Raw genomic sequence first — 19,644 nt, forward strand, 5'->3', positions numbered from 1 at the left:
TCCCCACCGGAGCCGGCAAACGACATTTCCTTGCTCGTATTTGACTTTTTGTTAACTGGCTGGAATGCTTGGGCGATCATGGATCCGCTACCGCCGTTGAACCCGCTGAAATGCTTCGAAGCCACGGGGCGGCTGTTGAGCGTCTCGAATGCCGCGACGGAACTGTTCGTCACCCCGGCCGCCGTCAGCCGGCAGATCAAGACACTCGAGCAGTTTCTCGGCGTCAAGCTTTTCAAGCGGATTCCAGGCGGGCTTGAGCTCACGGTCGCGGGAGCACGGTTTCTATCCGACGTCACCCCGCTGTTCAGCGCGCTTCGCGAGGCCACGAACGTCGTCATGGGCGGCGGCTTTCGCCGCCATTCGCTGAAGTTGAGGTCTCCTGCGACGTTCGCGGTCAAGTGGTTGATCCCGCGCCTGGCCTCGTTTCACCGCGAACATCCGGACATCGATGTGCAGCTGTCGACGTCTCCAGCACCCTTGCGCTTCGATCGCGAAGATATCGATGCAGGCATCGAGCTTGGCGATGGGCAATGGCCGAGGACGAAGGCTCAGCGGCTTGTGGCGAACGAACTCGTGCCGGTGACGTCAGCACGAAATGCGGCGGGATCCAAGCCACTGCGCACGCCGGAAGATCTTGAAGGCGAGACGCTGCTGCATTCGATGGCTCGACCCGATGACTGGCAACTCTGGCTGCAGGCATGCGACGCACCGCACGTCAATGGATATCGAGGCATGAAGTACGAGACCTCGCTCCTCGCTTACCAGGCTGCCGCTGAAGGTCATGGCGTTGCCATTGCGCAAAAGGCAATTGTCGAGCGCGAGCTCGCAACCGGAGTGCTCATGGCGCCGTTTGACTTTGTTCTTGACCGGAAGTCGCACACCTACTACTTCGTCTGGCCCGACGATCGGGCTGAGTCGAAGGCGCTGACGGCGTTCAAGCGCTGGCTTTCGGAAGTCGTCTGAATCGCATGTGATCAGTCTGAGCGCCGGAGCGCGCTACGCATCCGAGTGCTTTGCACACACCTCGCGCACGGCCTGGAGAAACATCGATGTGGCCGGATGCATCGAAGCCGCGTGATTGGTGATGATCGCGACAGGATGCAGCGAAGCGGAAAGCGGCAGGTCCAAGGTCTTCAACAGGCCGATCTCCAGGAAGCGCCGGGCAACGCCGCTGGCGATCGCGGAAAGCAACCGCGACTGGCGAAGAATCTCGACCAGCGTGAGGATGGAAGATGTCTCGACGGCCACGCGCGGAGGCGCGGCGCGGCGCCTGGCCAGGCCGCTGGCGACCAGGGCATACAACTGGCCCGATCGTGCCGGGAGGATCCACTCGTAGCGATCGATGTCGGCATTCGTCCAGTCGGGTGATTCCAGCAGAGGGTGGTCGACCGCGCAGACGACGACGGTGGGCTCCTCGAACAAGGTCTCGTGGGAGAGGCCGCGCGCTGCGGCCAGGTGTGTTGCACGGCCGATCACGCAGTCGAGCCTTCCCTTCTCCAGTTGGGGAAGCAGCGTCGTCTCCAGGCCCTCCTGCAGTTCCACCTGGATGCCCGGCCGCGACCTGCTGAGAAGCGCTACCGCTTCGGGAACCAGCATCGATGCTGCTACTGGGAACACGCCGACCCGCACCCGGCCTTCCCATCCGTCGCGCAGCGCGCTGATCTCCGCGCGTGCGGCGTCCATGTCGGCCATGGCCTTGCGCGCCCAATGGAGGAGCACCTCGCCCTGCGGGGTAATCTCGATGCCGTGTGCTGTGCGCTCGAAGAGGCGAGCCTCGAAGATCGATTCGATCTCCTGCAACAGCTTGGTCGCTGCCGGTTGCGACAGGAACAAGGCCTGGGAAGCCTGGCGGATGTTCTTTCGTTCGGCGAGTATCTCGATGGCGACGAGATGCCGCATGCGCAAGCGGCCAAAGAGCGAGCCGGCCGACGGCGCAGCGTCCTCCTTGTCTTTCGATTCGGATGCGAAGGGCATCGCGGAATTATCCGGCACGGCATGGCAAGGCCCGGCGCACTTCTGCCCCGGGTTATACGCGTATCACTTTTTCGGAACCTGGCGCTGGAGCCCGGGGCCGTCCCCTATGCTGCGCCGAACGCTTCATTCCACTTCGCTGCAGAGGACACCCTGTGAACGCACCCGCAATCCTGAGGAAGCTCCCGCTTTTGTGTTCAGTCGCCTGCCTCGCCGGCTGGATGAGCACGACGGCCTGGGCCGAGATCCACGTCGGCGTCGTGCTCAGTATCACTGGCGCTGCATCGTCGCAAGGCGGTCCCGAGCGGGACATGATCAGCCTCCTGCCGGACAAGCTGGCCGGGGAACCCGTTCGCTACACCATCCTCGACGATGCGACCGATCCTTCCCTGGCGGTGAAGAACGCGCGCAAGCTGGTCATGTCCGATCGCGTCGATGTCCTGGTGGGCTCCTCCAACACGCCCAGTTCGCTCGTGCTGGCGGACGTCGCATTGGAGAGCCGCACGCCGCATGTCTCGCTCGCGCCGATGGACGTTCCGGCCAACCAGCATCCCTGGGTCTTTGTCGTGCCGCAGTCCGCCGACCTGATGATCGGCGGTGTGCTGGAGCACATGCAGAAGAAGAACATCAAGACCGTGGGCTACATCGGCTACTCGCAGCCCTGGGGCGACCAGGTCTATCGCAGCCTGACCTCCCTGAGCGGCAAGTACGGCATCAAGGTGCTCAACGACGAGCGCTTCGCCCGCACCGACTCGTCCGTCGTCCCGCAAGTGCTCAAGACCCTCGCGCTGAAGCCCGATGCCGTGCTTGTCGGTGCGACGGGGACACCGGCCGCCTTGCCGCATCTGACGTTGGTCGAGCGTGGCTACAAGGGCCCGGTCTACCACACGCATGGCGTCGTCAACGACGACTTCCTGCGCGTGGGTGGTTCCCGCATCGACGGGGCGCTGGCACCCATCGGACCGGTGGTGGTCTACAAGGACCTGCCGGAGGGCGATCCGGTCAAGGCGACCTCCTTGAAGTTCGCCGCCTTGTACGGAAAGCTGGAGCGGCCCGGGCCGGTGAATGCGTTCGCCACGTGGGCATACGACGGCTACCTCCTGTTGGACAAGGCGGCCGCCGCCGCGCTGGCCAAGGCCAAGCCCGGCACGGCAGAGTTCCGCTCGGCGCTGCGCGATGCACTCGAGACGCAGACCTCGGGCCTGGTCGGCACGAATGGCATCTACCGCATCACGGCCTCCGACCACAACGGACTCGACAGCCGAGCCCGCGTGATGGTGCGGGCCCAGGGCGGCACCTGGCGAGCCGAGCGATGAGCCGTGCCTTCATTCCCTACGGCGCCTACTGGTCGTCTCCCTTCGCGCGCTGGCAGGGCAGCCTGTCGCACCTGCACAGCCTGGAGTTCTGCGCCTGGCTCACGCGCAGGACGCTGCAGGCGAAGGGCATCGACACGGCCCTGATCGACTTCGGCGTGCTCGGCACCACCGTGCCACAGCGCGGCGCCTTCTACGGGTTGCCATGGGTCGCGGCCCTGGCCGGCATGCCGGCATTGGCGGGGCCGACCATCGCCCAGGCGTGCGCCACCTCCGTGCGCTGCCTGGCATCGGCGGCGCACGAGGTCGCCACCGGTGCATCGGCGTGCGGATTGGTGCTGGCGGCGGACCGCGTGTCCAACGGGCCGCAGCTCTACTACCCCGATCCGCGCGGCGTCGGCGGCACCGGCGAGCACGAGAGCTGGGTCACGGATTCCTTCGCACGCGATCCCTGGACTTCGCATTCGATGCTGAGCACTGCCGAAGCCGTGGCCGCCCGCTTCGGCATCTCGCTGGCGGAGCAGCACGAACTGGTGCTGCACCGCTACGAGCAGTACGCCGCCGCACTGGTGGACGATTGCGCGTTCCACCGCCGCTTCATGCAACTCCCGTTCGAGGTGCCTGATTCCAGCTTCAAGAAGTCGGTGGCAGCACTCTCCGGCGACGAAGGCATTCACGCGACCACGCGGGAAGGGCTCGCCAGGCTGAAGCCCGTGATGCCGGACGGCACGGTGACCTACGGCGCCCAGACCCACCCGGCAGACGGCAGCGCGGGCATGCTGGTCGCCACCCGCGATCGGGCGCGCCAGCTCAGCATCCGCCCGGACGTGCAGATCGAAATCCTCGCCACGGGCCAGGCGCGCGCCGAGCCCATGCAGATGCCCTATGCACCAGTGCCGGCCGCCAGGCAGGCCATGGAGCGCGCGGGCCTGCGCTTCGATGAACTGCACGCGGTGACCACGCACAACCCCTTCGCCGTCAACGACATCGTGCTGTCGCGAGAAACCGGGCTATCCGTCGAAAGCATGAACCGCTTCGGATGCTCCCTCGTCTGGGGGCATCCGCAGGCGCCGACCGGACTGCGCGCCATCATCGAACTCATCGAAGCGCTCGAGATGCGCGGCGGCGGCCTGGGCCTGTTCACGGGCTGCGCCGCGGGCGACACCGCCATGGCACTCCTGCTGCGGGTGGGCGACGCAGCTTCATGACCGACTCCGGCGAACTCATCGACTGCTGGCGCGGCACCGTGGTCGAGCTACTCGTGCACGCCGCGGCGCAGCAGCCGGAGCAGCCCGCGCTGGTTTGCGAAGGCGAGACGCTCGACTACGTCCACTACCGCAACGCAGTCATCGGGCTTGCCAGCCGCTTGCGCGAAGCCGCGGCGCCGGCGCGGGTGGCGGTCATCATGCGGAACGGCATCGGTGCGTGCATCGCTCATTTCGGCGTGCTGGCGTCTGGCGCCCAGCTGCTGCCGATGAATCCGGAGTACACCGCGCGCGAGCTGCGGTACCAGCTGGAGGACGCGGATTGCGATGCCGTCATCGCGGACAGCGCCCTGCATGAGCTGGTGGCACCCCTTGCCGCGTCCTTGAACCTGCCGGCCGTATGGATGGACTCCGGCGTTCCGCGCGCAACCGAGCAGGATGCGGGGGTGCACGGGCTACCGCCGAAGGTCGATCCAAGGTCGCTCGCCGTCCTGCAATACACCGGCGGCACCTCGGGACGGCCGAAGGGAGTGAACCTCACGCACGCTGCGCTGCGCACCAACGTCGAGCAGAGGGAAGCCATGCTCCCGACCCGGCCAGCCGGCGAACGCATCCTGTGCGCGATGCCCCTTTTTCATTCGTACGGAATGGCAATGGGGCTGTATCTCGCGGCGCGATGCGCCGGCACCCTGGTCATCCTGCCCGCATTCCGCCGCGATGACCTCTTCGATGCCATCGAGCGGCACCGCATCACACTCTTTCCGGGCAGCCCTTCGATCTACGTGTCGCTGATGGCGCATCCCCGCTTCGAGAGCACGGACTGGTCGTCCTTGCACATGTGCTATTCGGGCGCATCGGCCCTGCCGGTCGCAGTGCTGCGTCGGTGGGAGGAAACAGTCAAGGTCCCGATCTACGAGGGCTACGGCATGACCGAGGCCGGCCCCGTGCTGAGCTTCAACGGACCCGGCCATGCGGTCAGGGCCGGCTCCGTCGGCCTCCCGCTGCCGGGCACGAGAATCGAGATCGTCGATGCTGAAACAGGGCAGCAAACGCTGGGTGCCCGCGAATGCGGCGAGATCCGGGCGCAGGGCCCCCAGCTCATGCAGGGCTACCGCAATCTGTCGGCCGAGACTTCCGAGGCGCTGCGTGACGGGTGGCTGTACACGGGCGATCTCGGCGAGATCGACGGCGACGGGCATCTGTTCGTACGCGGACGCAAGAAGGACCTCATCATCGTCGGGGGCTACAACGTCTATCCCCGCGAGATCGAGGAAGTCCTGCAGGAACACCCCGCCGTTCTCGAAGCGGCCGTCGTCGGCAAGCCCGACAGCTATCGCGGGGAGATCCTGCTTGCATTCGTGGTCCCGCGCCCGGGCATGGATGACGCGACCGACGAGACCGCGCTGGGGCGACATTGCGCGGAGCGGCTCGCACGCTACAAGCAGCCGGCGCGCTATTTTCGGCTGCCGTCACTGCCGAAGACCCCCATCAACAAAGTCGACAGGAAGGCCTTGAGCGCCCTGGCGGCTGAGCAGTTTGCCTAACCGGACACTCGCAATGCTGATCTGCATCATCGAATTCAAGGTCCTTCCGGGAATGGAGCAGCGCAACCGCGAGATGGTTGCGCAGCTGCTCGTTGCAGCGGCGAAGATCGACGGCTTCGTTTCCAAGGAAAGCTTCCTCAGCCGGGACAATGAAGGCAAGCTGATCTCGCTTTCGTACTGGCGCGACGCGGAAGCCCTCCGGGCATGGATGCGCGATGCCGACCATCGCCGATCGATTCCCATCGGCAAGAACGAGCTGTTCCAGAGCTACACGATCCAGATCGCGGAACTGGTGCGCGAAAAGGCCTGGACGCGTCAGGAGAACGAATGAATATCAGCTCACTGATGCTGCGCTGGACGAGCATGCTCGCAGCGGCGCTTGCTCTCACTTCCACGCACGCCGCCGACCTGAAGGTGGGCGTGAGCAGCTCGCTCTCGGGTCCGCTTTCGGCGTTGGGCATTCCCTACGAGAAGGGCATTCGTGCCGCGTTTGCGCTCCATCCCGAGATCGCTGGACGCAAGGTGCAGTTGATCGTGCTGGATGATGCCTCCGACCCGACGACGGCAGCCCGGAACGCGCGCAAGCTGATCAGCGAAGACAAGGTCGATGTCCTGATCGGCACTTCTGGCGTTCCGGGATCGCTGGCGATGGCCTCGGTCGCTCGCGAGATGCAGACGCCCCTGATCTCGCCGACCCCGTTCAATCTGCCGCCGGTCGACAGCAGCTGGACAGTGACCGTGTCGCAAGCCTTCCCGGTGATGGTCAACGCCGTAGTCGAGCGCATGAAGAAGTCCGGCGTGAAGACGGTGGCCTTCATCGGCTATGCCGACGCCCTGGGCGATCTTGCCTACGACTCCCTGGCCAAGAGCGCCGATGCGGCCGGGATCAAGGTGGTGGGCAACGAGCGCTACGGCCGCACGGACGCATCGGTCGCCGGCCAGGTGCTGAAGATCCTGGCCGCACGTCCGGACGCCGTATTTGCAGGCAACTCCGGCTCGCCAGGCGCCCTGCCCTATCTGGCCTTGAAGGACAGAGGCTACAAGGGCCGCATCTACGGCACCCACGGGCTGATCAACGTCGACTTCGTCCGTGTCGCGGCGGCGGCAGCGGATGGATTGATGGTGCCGAGCGGGCCGGTCATGGTGGCGGATGAGCTGCCGGTGGGCAATGCAGCGCGCGAGCCTGCATTGGCATTTCGAAGTGTCTATCGGCGCCTGCATGGCACGCTGCCAGAGGACGCCTTCTCGGCCTACACCTTCGACGCATGGCTTCTGTTCGCCAACGCGGCCTCGCGTGTGGACGGCAAGGTGGTCGAGCCAGGCACACCGCAGTTCCGCGCCGCCTTGCGCGATGCGATCGTCAGCACGAAGGCACTTGCCGGCGCGAACGGCACCTACAACTTCAAGCCCGGCCAGCCCTATGGCCTGGAACAGCCGTCCGTCGTGGTCATTCAGCTGGAGAAAGGCGCCTGGAGACTGGTGCCTTAGCTGGAGCAACGGGCGCTCCCGTCTTCGTTGTCATGGGCCAAATGCGCACTCCGAAGGGCGAGTACTTGCCCGCCGGAATGCGAACACTGCACCAGGTTCCAGTGTTCGACGGCCCGGACAAAGAAAAACGGGTTACGTCATTGCTGACGTAACCCGTTGATTTTTGGCGGAGTGGACGGGACTCGAACCCGCGACCCCCGGCGTGACAGGCCGGTATTCTAACCAACTGAACTACCACTCCTGGTAGGCTGCGTTCACTCCGATTGGAGCCAAGTGCTGCCGACTTGTGCCTTCTTCACTTGCGTGAAAACTGGCGACCCTACGGGGATTCGAACCCCGGTAGCCACCGTGAAAGGGTGGTGTCCTAGGCCTCTAGACGATAGGGTCATAAACCTAAGAGCCGCGTTGCGATCAACGCTTGGTTGCCTCGACTTCCAGATGGTGGAGGTAAGCGGGATCGAACCGCTGACCTCTTGCATGCCATGCAAGCGCTCTCCCAGCTGAGCTATACCCCCTGTGGGTGTCGAGCCTCAAATTATAGCGTCGAAATTCAAGCCCCCTGTAACCGCTTCAAAATTTCTTCGCGAGAGAAGAGTGCGAGCACTGCATCGAGCGACGGCGTCTGCGCCGTACCCATCACGACCACGCGCACCGGCATGGCCAGGGCGGGCATCTTGATGCCTTGCGCCGCCAGCACTTCCTTGATCGCCCCTGCAATGGACGCCTTGTCCCACGGCACGGTCGCAAGCTTGTCGGCCAGCACGGCGAGCGCGGGACGAATGGCGTCGGTCAAATGCTGCGCGCGATCGGCCTCGCTCGGCTGCACGTCCGCGTAGAACGCGGCGGCCCAGTCAGCCAATGCCACGATCGTGTCGCAGCGGTCCTTGAACAGTGCGCAGATCGCGGCCAGCCTTTCGTCGGACACGATGCCGCGCTTTTGCAGCTGGGCGGCCACGAGCTGGGCAAGCTCCGCATCCGGCTTGGCCTTGATGTACTGCGCGTTCACCCATGCGAGCTTGGCCGCATCCCATTGCGCCGGGCTCTTGGAGAGATGCGTGCCGTCGAACCAGGCCACCATCTGCTCGCGCGTGAACAGCTCGTCGTCACCATGGCTCCAACCCAGCCGCGCGAGGTAGTTGAGCATCGCCTCGGGCAGATAGCCGCCCTCCTCGTAGGCCGTGACGCTGACGGCACCACGGCGCTTGGAGAGCTTCTGCCCATCCTCGCCGAGGATCACGGGCACATGGCCGAACAGCGGCAGCGGCGCGCCGAGCGCACGAAAGATGTTGATCTGCCACGGCGTGTTGTTGATGTGCTCGTCGCCGCGGAACACATGCGAGATGCCCATGTCCCAGTCGTCGACCACCACGGCAAAGTTGTAGGTCGGCACACCGTCGGCGCGCACGATGATCAGGTCGTCGATCTCCCGGTTGTTGATCGTGATCGGACCCTTGACGAGGTCGTCCCAGCTCACGTCGCCGTCGGGCGGATTGCAGAAGCGGATCACCGGCGGCACGCCCTCGGGGACAGGCGGCAGCACCTTGCCGGGCTCGGGGCGCCAGCGGCGATCGTACAGGGCCTTCTCGCCGCGGGCGCGCTGCGCCTCCTTCATTGCGTCGAGCTCGGCGGGCGTGCAGTAGCAGCGGTAGGCCGTGCCCGCCGCCAGCATCTGCTCGACAACCTGGCGATAGCGGTCGAGGCGCTGCATCTGGTAGACGGGGCCTTCGTCGTAGTCCAGCCCCAGCCAGTGCATCGAAGCCAGGATCTGCTCGACCGACTCCTGCGTCGAGCGGGCGACGTCGGTGTCCTCGATGCGCAGCACGAACTGGCCGCCGTGGTGGCGCGCATAGGCCCACGAGTAGAGCGCAGTGCGTGCGGTACCGAGATGGAGGAAGCCCGTGGGGGACGGCGCGATGCGGGTGCGAACAGTCATGGAGTCAGGTGCTGAGCGTGTCGAGGCCGCGCAAGAGGTCGGCACGGATATCGTCGATATGGTCGAGCCCGACCGCCACGCGGATCAGGCCCTGGCCGATGCCGGCGGCCTGGCGCTGTTCTTCGCTCAGGCGGCCGTGCGAGGTGGTAGCCGGGTGGGTGATGGTGGTCTTGGTGTCGCCGAGGTTGGCGGTGATCGACAGCACGCGCGTGCTGTCGATCACATGGAAGGCGTTGGAGCGTGCAGCCTCGGGCGTATCGCCCTGCACATCGAAGGAGACCACCGCCCCACCCTGCCCCGACTGCTGGCGCATCGCCAGCTCATGCTGCGGATGCGAAGCCAGGCCAGGGTAGTACACCCGCTTCACCGCGGGCTGCGTCTCGAGCCACTGCGCCAGCGCAAGGCCAGCGGCGCAATGGGCCTGCATGCGGATGCCGAGGGTCTCGAGGCCCTTCAGCACGACCCAGGCATTGAAGGGCGACAGCGCCATGCCGGCAGTGCGCACCACCGTGGCGAACACGTCGATGAGCTTCTGAGAGCCGCAGATGGCGCCTGCCAGCACGCGCCCCTGGCCCTCGAGGTACTTGGTGCCCGAGTGGATGATGAGGTCGGCACCGAACTCGATGGGCCGTTGCAGGGCCGGCGAGCAGAAGCAGTTGTCGACCGCCAGCAGCGCGCCTGCGCCATGCGCCAGGTCGGCCAGCGCGCGGATGTCGCACACGTCGGTCAGCGGATTGGTCGGCGTCTCGGCAAACAGCAGCTTCGTGTTGGGCTTGATCGCGGCCTTCCATTCGGCGACGTCGGTCTGCGAGACGAAGGTGGTCTCAACGCCGAATTTGCCGAAGTCGCGTCCTATCAGGTTGAGCGTCGAGCCGAACACCGAGCGCGAGCACACGACGTGGTCGCCGGCCTTGAGCAGCCCCATGCACATCATGAGGATCGCGGCCATGCCGCTGGCGGCGCCGATCGCCGCCTCGGTGCCCTCCAGCGCGGCAAGCCGCCGCTCGAAGCTGGCGACCGTCGGGTTCGAGGTGCGGGTGTAGGTGAAGCCTTCCTCGGTGCCTGCGAAGCGGCGCGCCGAGGTCTCGGCGTCGGGCTGCACGAAGCTGCTGGTGAGGAACAGCGCTTCCGAGTTCTCGCCGTACTGGCTTCGCTCGAGCGCGGCGCGCACGGCGAGCGTGTCGCGGTGCAGCCCGGGGGGGAGGGATCGGTCGGTCACGATGTTCTGCTTCAGCTCAGGTTGGGGAGCGCGAGGCGCGACGAGTCCTCGTCGGTCTCTTCGATGCGGGGACGATTGCCGTTCATGCGGGTGATGGCCTCGGTGTCGATGTCGCCCGTCACATAGACGCCGTCGAAGCACGAGGCGTCGAAGCCGTCGAGCCTCGGGCCGTTGCCCGGCGAGGCCTTGAGCACGGCGCGCTTCATGCCCTCGACATCCTGGTAGATCAGTGCATCGCAGCCGATCAGCTCGCGAATCTCCTCGACTGTGCGGTCATGCGCGACCAGCTCGTCCTTGGTCGGCATGTCGATGCCGTAGACGTTCGGGTAGCGCACCGGCGGCGCCGCGCTCGCGAGGTAGACCTTGCGGGCGCCGGCTTCTCGCGCCATCTGCACGATCTCGCGGCTGGTCGTGCCGCGCACGATCGAATCGTCGACGAGCAGCACGTTGCGGCCCTTGAATTCGCTGCCGATGACATTGAGCTTCTGGCGCACCGACTTCTTGCGCACGCCCTGCCCCGGCATGATGAATGTGCGGCCGACGTAGCGGTTCTTCACGAAGCCTTCGCGGTACGGAATGCCCAGCAGATGCGCAAGCTGTGTCGCGCTCGGGCGGCTCGATTCGGGGATCGGGATGATCACGTCGATCTCGTTCGGCGGCACGGTGGAGATCACGCGCTGGGCCAGCGTCTCGCCCAGGTTGAGCCGCGCCTGGTAGACCGAGATGCCGTCCAGCACCGAATCGGGCCGGGCCAGATACACGAACTCGAACATGCAAGGATTGAGGCTGGGCGATTCGGCGCATTGCTGCGCGTGCAACTGGCCCTGGAGGTCGATGAACACTGCCTCGCCCGGCGCCACATAGCGCTCGAACACATGCCCCGAGCCCTCGAGCGCGACCGTCTCGCTGGCCACCATGTAGGTGCCGTCGGCGCCGCGTCCGATGGCCAGCGGCCGGATGCCGTAGGGGTCGCGGAAGGCGAGCAGGCCGTGGCCCGCGATCAGCGCGACCACGGCATAGGAACCGCGCACGCGCCGGTGCACGTTGCGCACGGCGGCGAACAGGGTCTCGGAATTGAACATGCCGCCGCGCGTCGAGCGGTCGAGTTCGTGCGCCAGCACGTTGAGCAGCACCTCGGAGTCGCTGTCGGTGTTGGTGTGGCGGTGGTCGGTGGAAAACAGCTCGGCGCGCAGTGCGTGCGCATTGGTGAGATTGCCGTTGTGCACCAGCACGATGCCGAAGGGCGCGTTCACGTAGAAGGGCTGGGCCTCCTCTTCGCTGAAGGCGTTGCCGGCGGTCGGGTATCGCACTTGCCCCAGGCCCACGCTGCCCGGCAAGGCCCGCATGTTGCGCGTGCGGAACACGTCGCGCACCATGCCCTTGGCCTTGTGCATGAAGAACTTGCGTTCGAGCAGCGTGACGATACCCGCCGCGTCCTGGCCGCGATGCTGCAGAAGCAGGAGCGCGTCATAGAGCAACTGGTTGACGGGTGCGTTGCTGACAACGCCGACGATTCCACACATGAAGCGATCCTCTCAGGGCTCAGGGCAGGTAGCTTGCCAATTTTTGAGGCAGCGCGGGTTTCAGGCCCTGCAATGCCGCATCCAGAACAGTGGCGCTGCGCGACTCCTGCCACCAGGCCGCGTCGCTCAGCGCGAGCAAATGAACCACGACCGCTGTGGCCAGCAGCGCGACCGCGCCGCGCGCCAGCCCGAAGACGGCGCCCAACAGGCGATCCACCGGCCGCAGCCCCACGGCGGTGATCAGCTTGCGCATCAGGGCGGCCACCAGCCCCACGCCGAAAACCACCCCCACGAACACCAGCGCGAAGCCCGCTGCGTAGCGCCAGTTGCCCGCCGGATCACCGAAGGGCAGCCAGGCGCCCACATCGGCCGCGAACCACTGCGCGCAGAAGAAGGCGGCTACCCAGGCAGCCAGCAGGATCACTTCGTACACCAATCCGCGCACCAGACCGAAAAGCATCGACACCACCAGCAGCGCGATGGCAATCCAGTCGAGGGGAGCCACGTCCGCCTACAAGCTGAGGACGGCAGCCGACAAAGACAAGCCCTTGACCTTGCCCGCCGCCTTGTCCGCCTCGGCGCGCGTGCCGAAGGGGCCGATTCGCACACGCGTGCGCTCGCCGTCAGCCGTCTTCGCGACATTCGTGTAGGTCTTGAGCCCTGCCTTCTCCAGCTTCTGCCGGACCTCGCGCGCCTTGTCGGCATCCGCGAACGCGCCGACCTGGACCACGAAACGGCCGTTGTCGTCGGCCGCGGCGGTGGGCTTGGTGGCCGCGGCGGCGGTGGATTTACCCTCGAGCAGTGCGCGGGCCCGGGCGGCATCCTCGGCGGTCTTGGCAGCGGCGGACCTGGCATCGGGCTTTGCCTCCGCCCTGGCTTCCGGCTTGGGCTCCGGCCTGGGTCTGGGTTCCGGCTTGGGCTCCGGCTTGGCTTCAGGCTTGGGTTCGGGTCTGGCTTCAGCCACCCGCGGCGGCTTGGTCTCTACTGGCGAGGCGGAAGGTGCGGGCCTGGAGGCCGGGACTTCCGTGCCGTCCGCCATCTCGGTGATCATCTCGCCGCCCGAGGACCTTGTGGCCACTGGCGGGCTCGCCGGCGGGGCGGCGGTCGAGGGGGCAGGCGCTGGCGCGGCCGGCAGGGGCAGCGGCTTGGTCTTGTTGCGATCGGGGATCTCGATCGGGATGTCGACCGACACCGGCCGAGGCTGGGTGTCGAACAGGAGCGGGAAGCCGACCACGCCGATCAGCACCAGCACCGCGGCACCCACGAGCCGGTGGCGCGCACGCCTGCGCATCGCCTCGACGCTTTCGGCCGGCGGCGCCGCGACGCTGGTGTTTCGCCCTTCGTTGGCCTGCGGACCGCGGGTGCGGAACTGGAAGAACGCCATGAAATTCGATTTCCTGATGGAGTGCAGCGTGAGTAGAAAAGGCGCCGGAAATCAGGCCAATCAGGAGTCCGGCGACAAGTGCCGGGCCCGCAGACGAGGTGTTCCGTGCTCGAGCACACCACCCACTGTGAAGAACGATCCGAAGACGACGATTCTATCAGCGGGGTCCGCACGATCGATGGCCGCTTGCAGCGCCTCCATGGGAGCGCCATGCGCGCTCGCCGAGGCGTCGGCGCGGGTGTTCTGCGCCTGCCAGCGCGTCAGCAGATCGGATGCCTTGGCGGCACGCGCGGTCGGCAGGTCCGTGAAGTACCAGCAATCGATCAGCGGGCCGATGCGAGCGAACATCGGCTCCAGGTCCTTGTCCGCCATCACTCCGAACACGCCGTGGGTGGTCGGGTAGAAGCCCATGGCATCGAGGTTCTCGGCCAGCGCTGCCACCGCGTGCGGGTTGTGCGCCACGTCGAGCACCAGGGCAGGCTCGCCGGGCACGATCTGGAAGCGCCCCGGAAGCTCGACCGACGCGAGGCCGGTGCGCACCGCCTGCGCGGTAACCGGCAGCCGCTGCCGCAGCGACTCCAGCGCGGCCAGGACGCCGGCCGCATTGACGAGCTGGTTGGCGCCGCGCAGTGCCGGATAAGCCAGTCCGCTGTAGCGCCGCCCGCGGCCGCTCCAGCCCCACTGCTGCTTGTCGCCGGAGACGGTGAAGTCGCGCCCCACGCGCCAGAGATCGGCACCAATGGCTTCGGCATGCCCGACGACGCTTTGCGGCGGAACCGGGTCGCTGACGATCGCTGGGCGGCCCGGGCGCATGATCCCGGCCTTCTCGAAACCGATGCTTTCGCGGTCAGGGCCCAGGAACTCCATGTGGTCCAGGTCGATGCTGGTGATGATGGCGCAATCCGCATCGAGCATGTTGACCGCGTCCAACCGTCCGCCCAGGCCGACCTCGAGGATCGCGACGTCGGGCTTGCTGGCCGCGATGCACAGCAGGATGGCGAGCGTGGTGAACTCGAAGTAGGTCAGGGCCATCTCGCCGCGCGCGCGCTCGACTGCTTCGAAGTGCGCCGCCAGCACATCGGCAGGCACCGCTTCGCCCGAGAGCCGCAACCGCTCCTCGAAACGAACCAGATGGGGCGAGGTGAACACCGCCGTGCGGTACCCCGCATGGATGAGGATCGACTCCAGCATCGCGCAGGTCGAGCCCTTGCCGTTGGTACCGGCCACTGTGATCACGGGGCAGTCGAAGGCGAGGCCGAGCTTGCCGGCCATCGCGCGGACGCGTTCGAGACCGAGTTCGATGTTCTTGGGGTGCAGGCGCTCGGCGTGAACGAGCCAGTCGGCAAGGCTTTTCATGGAGGCCGGAATTGTCGCCCACTCGCCGCAGGGGGCATCATCGCAGGATGATCACGCTCTACGGCATCACGAACTGCGACACCGTCAAGCGCGCCCGCGCCTGGCTCGACGAACACGGCATCACCTACCGTTTTCACGATTTCAAGAAGGAGGGCGTGCCCGAGGCCGAGCTCGACCAGTGGCTGCGCGCACCGGGCTGGGAGACCCTGGTCAACCGGCGCGGCACCACCTGGCGCCGGCTCGACGAGGCGACGCGCACGTCGGTGGTCGACACCGCCTCCGCCCGCGCAGCCTTGCTGGCCCATCCCAGCCTGATCAAGCGTCCGGTGGTCAACTGGGGCCCGCGAGCCGGCGTTACCACGGGATTCGACGCCGCCCAATGGAAAAGCCTCACTGTGTAAACGGTTGAACCCCGGCAGCCGGATCACGTCGAACCCAGTTCAGAAGGGCCCAGCGCCCCACCCTCAGGAGTTTTGACATGCGCACGCAAAAAGCCATCCGCAACACCATTGCCCTCTCGCTTCTGGCTGCCCTTGCCGGCACCGCGGGGCTTGCCCAGGCCGAGCAGGTCTGGGCGCGGGTGATCTCGGCCACGCCCTCGCACGAGACTACGGGCAACACCCGCTACAACGTGACCTACGAATACGGCGGCCGGCACTACACCACCGTCACGGACACCCGCCCCGGCGCCAGCATCCCGATCGAGGTCGGCGACTACGGCGTCGCAACCCCCTCGCCGGTGGCGCCGCAGCCGCAGATTGCGCAGCGTCCCATCGACGGTGACGGCGAAGTCAACGGCGGCGGCCAGCCCGACTGGAACAGCGTGACGCCCGAACCCGGAGTGGTCATCTCGGGCGGCGGCGCACCCGCCTACGGGCAGCCCGCGCCGGTCTATGTGCAGCCGGGCCCGGTCTACTACCCGGCGCCGGTCTATGTCGCACCGGGCTACTACCCGGCACCGTACGTCTATCCGCCGGTGGGCATCTCGCTCAACCTCGGCTACTCGCGCGGATGGGGTGGCGGCTGGCGTGGCGGACACCACGGCCGCTGGCGCTGAGTGCGGGCCCGGGAGGCCTGCCGCAAAGCCTAAAATCGCCGGCTTTCCTTTTTCCCTCGCAGCGCCAGGCCCTCCTTCCAGATGACAACCACCGAATCCCTTCGCGACGCCACGGTAGCAACCAAGGCCAACGTCTATTTCGACGGCAAGTGCGTGAGCCACAGCCTCACGCTGGCCGATGGCAGCAAGAAGTCGGTGGGCGTGATCCTGCCCTCCACCCTCACCTTCAGCACCGGCGCCCCCGAGACGATGGAAGGCACGGGCGGCCGCTGCGAGTACCTGCTCTCCGGCAGCAGCAAATGGTTGGCCTCGGGCGCTGGCGAGAAGTTCAGCGTGCCGGGCAATTCCAGCTTCCAGATCCGCGTGAGCGGCGAGCCGTACAGCTACATCTGCCATTTCGGCTGAACCGGGGATTCGAACCATGGCCACCATTCTTCAGAACATTCCCGCCGGCCAGAAGGTCGGCATCGCCTTCTCCGGCGGACTGGACACCAGCGCCGCGCTGCACTGGATGCGCAACAAGGGTGCCATCCCCTACGCCTACACGGCCAACCTGGGCCAGCCCGACGAGCCCGACTACGACGAGATCCCGCGCAAGGCGATGCTCTACGGCGCCGAAAAGGCCCGGCTGGTCGATTGCCGTACGCAGCTCGCCGCCGAGGGCCTTGCCGCACTGCAGGCGGGCGCCTTCCACGTGACCACCGCCGGCCTGACCTACTTCAACACCACGCCGCTGGGCCGCGCCGTTACCGGCACCATGCTGGTCGCGGCCATGAAGGAGGACGACGTCAACATCTGGGGCGACGGCAGCACCTACAAGGGCAACGACATCGAGCGGTTCTACCGCTACGGCCTGCTCACCAACCCGGCGCTGAAGATCTACAAGCCCTGGCTGGACCAGACCTTCATCGACGAGCTGGGCGGCCGCGCCGAAATGTCGGCGTTCATGCAGAAGGCCGGCTTCGCCTACAAGATGTCGTCCGAGAAGGCCTACTCCACCGACTCCAACATGCTCGGCGCCACGCACGAGGCCAAGGACCTGGAGCACCTGAACAGCGGCATGAAGATCGTGCAGCCGATCATGGGCGTCGCCTTCTGGAAAGACGAGGTGGACGTAAAGCGCGAGGAAGTCACCGTGCGCTTCGTCGAGGGCCGCCCTGTCGCAATCAACGGCGTGGAATACCCCAGCCTGGTCGAGCTGCTGCTGGAAGCCAACCGTGTCGGCGGCCGTCACGGCCTCGGCATGAGCGACCAGATCGAGAACCGCATCATCGAGGCCAAGAGCCGCGGCATCTACGAGGCCCCCGGGCTGGCGCTGCTCTTCATCGCCTACGAGCGCCTGATCACCGGCATCCACAACGAGGACACCATCGAGCAGTACCGCGACCACGGCCGCCGACTGGGCCGCCTGCTCTACCAGGGCCGCTGGTTCGATCCGCAGGCCATCATGCTGCGCGAGACAGCCCAGCGCTGGGTGGCACGCGCGGTCACGGGCGAGGTCACCATCGAGCTGCGCCGCGGCAACGACTACTCGATCCTCAACACCGAGTCGCCGAACCTCACCTACAAACCCGAACGCCTCACCATGGAAAAGGGCGAGTCGAGCTTCTCGCCGGCCGATCGCATCGGCCAACTCACCATGCGCAACCTCGACATCGTGGACACGCGCGAAAAGCTGGGCATCTACACCCAGGTGGGCCTGCTTTCCGCGGGACAGGGCGCTTCGCTCCCGCAGTTGAAGAACGAGACGGACTGAAGCGGGCTTGCAGGGCGCGATGAACCCTGCGCCCCCGGTTACACGACCACCGGCTCCGGCTCCAGCCGGATGCCGAAACGCTCGTATACGCTGGTCTGGATCGCCTTGGCCAGGGTCATGACCTCCCCGCCGGTCGCAGGGTGCGCGGGGCCGCCGCGGTTGACCAAGACCAGCGCCTGTTTCTCGTAGACGCCGGCATTGCCGACGGTCTTGCCCTTCCAGCCGCAGGCGTCGATCAGCCAGCCGGCGGCGAGCTTGATGCTGCCGTCGGCCATCGGGTAGTGCACGATCTTCGGGTCGCGCGCGATGATGTCGGCGCATTGCTCCGGCGTGACCGTGGGATTCTTGAAGAAGCTGCCGGCATTGCCGAGCACCCGCCAGTCCGGCAGCTTGGCGCTGCGGATGGCGCAGACCCAGTCGAAGATCTCTGTCGGGCTGGGCGTGAAATTGCCGGTCTCGGCCATCTTGCGCTCCAGGTCCAGGTAGCCCAGCACCGGCTTCCAGGGCCGCGGCAGCCGGAAGCGCACCCGGGTGATCAGCGCCCGGCCCGCCAGGCCGAAGTCGTTGCTGCCGCTCGCCGTGTGCTTGAACACCGAGTCGCGGTAGCCGAAGGCGCACTGGGCCGCATCGAGGGTGAAGGCGCGGCCGGTCTCGAGGTCGATGGCGTCCAGCGATTCGAAACGGTCCTGCAACTCGACCCCGTAGGCGCCGATGTTCTGCACCGGCGCCCCACCCACCGTGCCGGGGATCAGCGCCATGTTCTCCAGGCCGGGCAAGCCCTGGTCGAGCATCCAGCGCACCGTGTCGTGCCAGATCTCGCCGGCGCCCGCCTCGAGGATCCACGCGCGCGGTGTCTCTTCGACCAGCCGGCGTCCCTTGATCTCCACCTTCAGGACCAGCGGCTTGACGTCGCCGGTCAGCACGATGTTGCTGCCGCCGCCGAGCACGAACTTGGGCGCGCCACGCCACGCCGGGTCGGCCAGCAGCGCGGCCACGTCGGCATCGCTCGCGATGCGCACCAGGTGCTGGGCGCGCGCGACGATACCGAAGCTGTTGTGCTGCTGCAGCGGTACGTTGTGCTCCACGATCATGGGAGAATTGTCGCATTCACACCCGTGAGATTCAGAGGAGAGTCCATGCCGTCTTTCGATACCGTCTGCGAACCCAACCTGCCCGAGGTCAAGAACGCCGTGGAGAACACGGCCAAGGAGATCGGCACGCGATTCGACTTCAAGGGCACCGCGGCCTCGGTCGAGCTCAAGGACAAGGAAATCACGCTCATCGGGGATGCCGAGTTCCAGCTCGTGCAGGTGGAGGACATCCTGCGCAACAAACTCACCAAGCGCAGCGTGGACGTGCGCTTCCTCGACAAGGGCGACGTCCAGAAGATCGGCGGCGACAAGGTCAAGCAGGTGATCAAGGTCAAGAACGGCATCGAGAGCGAGACCGCCAAGAAGATCCAGCGCCTGGTCAAGGACAGCAAGCTCAAGGTGCAGGCCGCGATCCAGGGCGACGCGGTGCGGGTGACCGGAGCCAAGCGCGACGACCTGCAGGCCGCGATGGCGCTGATCAAGAAGGACTTGCCCGATATGCCGCTGTCCTTCAACAACTTCCGCGACTGAGCGCCCGATGAAGGCCCCCCTCGTTCCGATGCTGCTGGCCGCGGCATGCGGCCTCGCGCACGCCCAATCGGTGATGCTGACCGGCACCATCGGCAACCGTGCCATCCTGATCGTCGACGGCAGCGCGCCCAAGACGGTGGCCGTGGGCGACACCTTCCGGGGCGTGAAGCTGCTTTCGATGACGCCCGAGCAGGCCACGGTGGAGGCCGGCGGCAAGCGCGTGGCGCTGCGCATGGACCAGCCAGTCAGCATCGGCGGGTCCAGCGCGGGCGG

General features: G+C 66.5%; 19 protein-coding genes, 3 tRNA genes and 1 pseudogene. 12 read left to right on the top strand and 11 right to left on the bottom strand.

From position 1 onward, the window contains the following. Nucleotides 1-78: 78 nt before the first annotated feature. Nucleotides 79-963, top strand: coding sequence for a transcriptional regulator GcvA (gene gcvA / locus APY03_RS15320; RefSeq protein ID WP_068678051.1), 885 nt, complete (start codon nt 79-81; stop codon nt 961-963). A gap of 33 nt (nt 964-996) precedes the next feature. On the opposite strand, the gene APY03_RS15325 is transcribed toward gcvA, so the two are convergent. After that, nucleotides 997-1,974, bottom strand: a complete 978-nt coding sequence (locus tag APY03_RS15325) for a LysR substrate-binding domain-containing protein (RefSeq protein ID WP_068678052.1) — start codon at nt 1,972-1,974, stop codon at nt 997-999. Between the two features lie 152 nt (nt 1,975-2,126). On the opposite strand from APY03_RS15325, the gene APY03_RS15330 reads away from it, so the two are divergent. The 5 genes from APY03_RS15330 to APY03_RS15350 are packed head-to-tail and all read left to right on the top strand — an operon-like array spanning nt 2,127 to nt 7,521. Next, entirely contained in the window at nt 2,127-3,287 is a 1,161-nt protein-coding gene (locus tag APY03_RS15330) for an ABC transporter substrate-binding protein (RefSeq protein ID WP_232324287.1), read from the top strand. Continuing rightward, nucleotides 3,284-4,492, top strand: coding sequence for a thiolase family protein (locus APY03_RS15335; RefSeq protein ID WP_068678053.1), 1,209 nt, complete (start codon nt 3,284-3,286; stop codon nt 4,490-4,492). Before APY03_RS15330 ends, APY03_RS15335 begins: the two co-directional genes overlap by 4 nt. After that, entirely contained in the window at nt 4,489-6,033 is a 1,545-nt protein-coding gene (locus tag APY03_RS15340; protein WP_068678054.1) for a class I adenylate-forming enzyme family protein, read from the top strand. Before APY03_RS15335 ends, APY03_RS15340 begins: the two co-directional genes overlap by 4 nt. A gap of 13 nt (nt 6,034-6,046) precedes the next feature. Further along, nucleotides 6,047-6,364, top strand: coding sequence for an antibiotic biosynthesis monooxygenase family protein (locus APY03_RS15345; protein WP_068678055.1), 318 nt, complete (start codon nt 6,047-6,049; stop codon nt 6,362-6,364). Beyond that, nucleotides 6,361-7,521 (top strand): ABC transporter substrate-binding protein, encoded by a 1,161-nt coding sequence (locus APY03_RS15350; protein WP_068678056.1) that lies wholly within the window; start codon nt 6,361-6,363, stop codon nt 7,519-7,521. The genes APY03_RS15345 and APY03_RS15350 overlap by 4 nt, the downstream gene beginning before the upstream one ends. A gap of 164 nt (nt 7,522-7,685) precedes the next feature. On the opposite strand, the gene APY03_RS15355 is transcribed toward APY03_RS15350, so the two are convergent. The 9 genes from APY03_RS15355 to folC all read right to left on the bottom strand — a co-directional run bounded on the left by APY03_RS15355 (nt 7,686) and on the right by folC (nt 14,936). Continuing rightward, nucleotides 7,686-7,762 (bottom strand) — tRNA-Asp (locus tag APY03_RS15355). A gap of 70 nt (nt 7,763-7,832) precedes the next feature. Next, nucleotides 7,833-7,908, bottom strand: a tRNA-Glu gene (locus tag APY03_RS15360). A gap of 52 nt (nt 7,909-7,960) precedes the next feature. After that, nucleotides 7,961-8,036, bottom strand: a tRNA-Ala gene (locus APY03_RS15365). Between the two features lie 35 nt (nt 8,037-8,071). Next, a complete protein-coding gene (gene gltX, locus APY03_RS15370) occupies nt 8,072-9,454 on the bottom strand; it encodes a glutamate--tRNA ligase (protein ID WP_068678057.1) in 1,383 nt (460 codons plus the stop codon). A 4-nt stretch (nt 9,455-9,458) separates the two neighbouring features. Then, nucleotides 9,459-10,673 (bottom strand): O-succinylhomoserine sulfhydrylase, encoded by a 1,215-nt coding sequence (locus tag APY03_RS15375; RefSeq protein ID WP_068678058.1) that lies wholly within the window; start codon nt 10,671-10,673, stop codon nt 9,459-9,461. Between the two features lie 11 nt (nt 10,674-10,684). Continuing rightward, nucleotides 10,685-12,196: an amidophosphoribosyltransferase gene (gene purF / locus APY03_RS15380; protein WP_068678059.1), complete on the bottom strand. Its 1,512-nt coding sequence runs from the start codon at nt 12,194-12,196 to the stop codon at nt 10,685-10,687. 19 nt (nt 12,197-12,215) lie between these two features. Then, nucleotides 12,216-12,701, bottom strand: coding sequence for a CvpA family protein (locus APY03_RS15385; RefSeq protein ID WP_068678060.1), 486 nt, complete (start codon nt 12,699-12,701; stop codon nt 12,216-12,218). A gap of 6 nt (nt 12,702-12,707) precedes the next feature. Next, nucleotides 12,708-13,580, bottom strand: a complete 873-nt coding sequence (locus tag APY03_RS15390) for an SPOR domain-containing protein (RefSeq protein ID WP_068678061.1) — start codon at nt 13,578-13,580, stop codon at nt 12,708-12,710. A gap of 60 nt (nt 13,581-13,640) precedes the next feature. Further along, nucleotides 13,641-14,936: a bifunctional tetrahydrofolate synthase/dihydrofolate synthase gene (gene folC, locus APY03_RS15395; RefSeq protein WP_174262793.1), complete on the bottom strand. Its 1,296-nt coding sequence runs from the start codon at nt 14,934-14,936 to the stop codon at nt 13,641-13,643. Between the two features lie 47 nt (nt 14,937-14,983). On the opposite strand from folC, the gene APY03_RS15400 reads away from it, so the two are divergent. The 4 genes from APY03_RS15400 (at nt 14,984) to argG (ending at nt 17,749) form a co-directional block, all read left to right on the top strand. Continuing rightward, nucleotides 14,984-15,337, top strand: coding sequence for an ArsC family reductase (locus tag APY03_RS15400; protein ID WP_068678063.1), 354 nt, complete (start codon nt 14,984-14,986; stop codon nt 15,335-15,337). 77 nt (nt 15,338-15,414) lie between these two features. Then, a complete protein-coding gene (locus APY03_RS15405) occupies nt 15,415-15,993 on the top strand; it encodes a hypothetical protein (RefSeq protein ID WP_068678064.1) in 579 nt (192 codons plus the stop codon). A gap of 81 nt (nt 15,994-16,074) precedes the next feature. Continuing rightward, entirely contained in the window at nt 16,075-16,398 is a 324-nt protein-coding gene (gene ppnP, locus APY03_RS15410) for a pyrimidine/purine nucleoside phosphorylase (RefSeq protein ID WP_068678065.1), read from the top strand. A 16-nt stretch (nt 16,399-16,414) separates the two neighbouring features. Continuing rightward, nucleotides 16,415-17,749, top strand: coding sequence for an argininosuccinate synthase (gene argG / locus APY03_RS15415; protein WP_068678066.1), 1,335 nt, complete (start codon nt 16,415-16,417; stop codon nt 17,747-17,749). Nucleotides 17,750-17,787: 38 nt separating this feature from the next. On the opposite strand, the gene murB is transcribed toward argG, so the two are convergent. After that, entirely contained in the window at nt 17,788-18,840 is a 1,053-nt protein-coding gene (gene murB / locus APY03_RS15420; RefSeq protein ID WP_068678067.1) for a UDP-N-acetylmuramate dehydrogenase, read from the bottom strand. Between the two features lie 45 nt (nt 18,841-18,885). On the opposite strand from murB, the gene APY03_RS15425 reads away from it, so the two are divergent. Both APY03_RS15425 and APY03_RS43845 read left to right on the top strand, forming a co-directional pair. Then, nucleotides 18,886-19,371: a YajQ family cyclic di-GMP-binding protein gene (locus APY03_RS15425; protein WP_068678068.1), complete on the top strand. Its 486-nt coding sequence runs from the start codon at nt 18,886-18,888 to the stop codon at nt 19,369-19,371. A 7-nt stretch (nt 19,372-19,378) separates the two neighbouring features. Continuing rightward, a pseudogene (locus APY03_RS43845) lies at nt 19,379-19,644 on the top strand (TIGR02281 family clan AA aspartic protease); the annotation flags it as partial.

It is taken from the genome of Variovorax sp. WDL1 (assembly GCF_001541225.1).
GTDB lineage: Bacteria > Pseudomonadota > Gammaproteobacteria > Burkholderiales > Burkholderiaceae_C > Variovorax.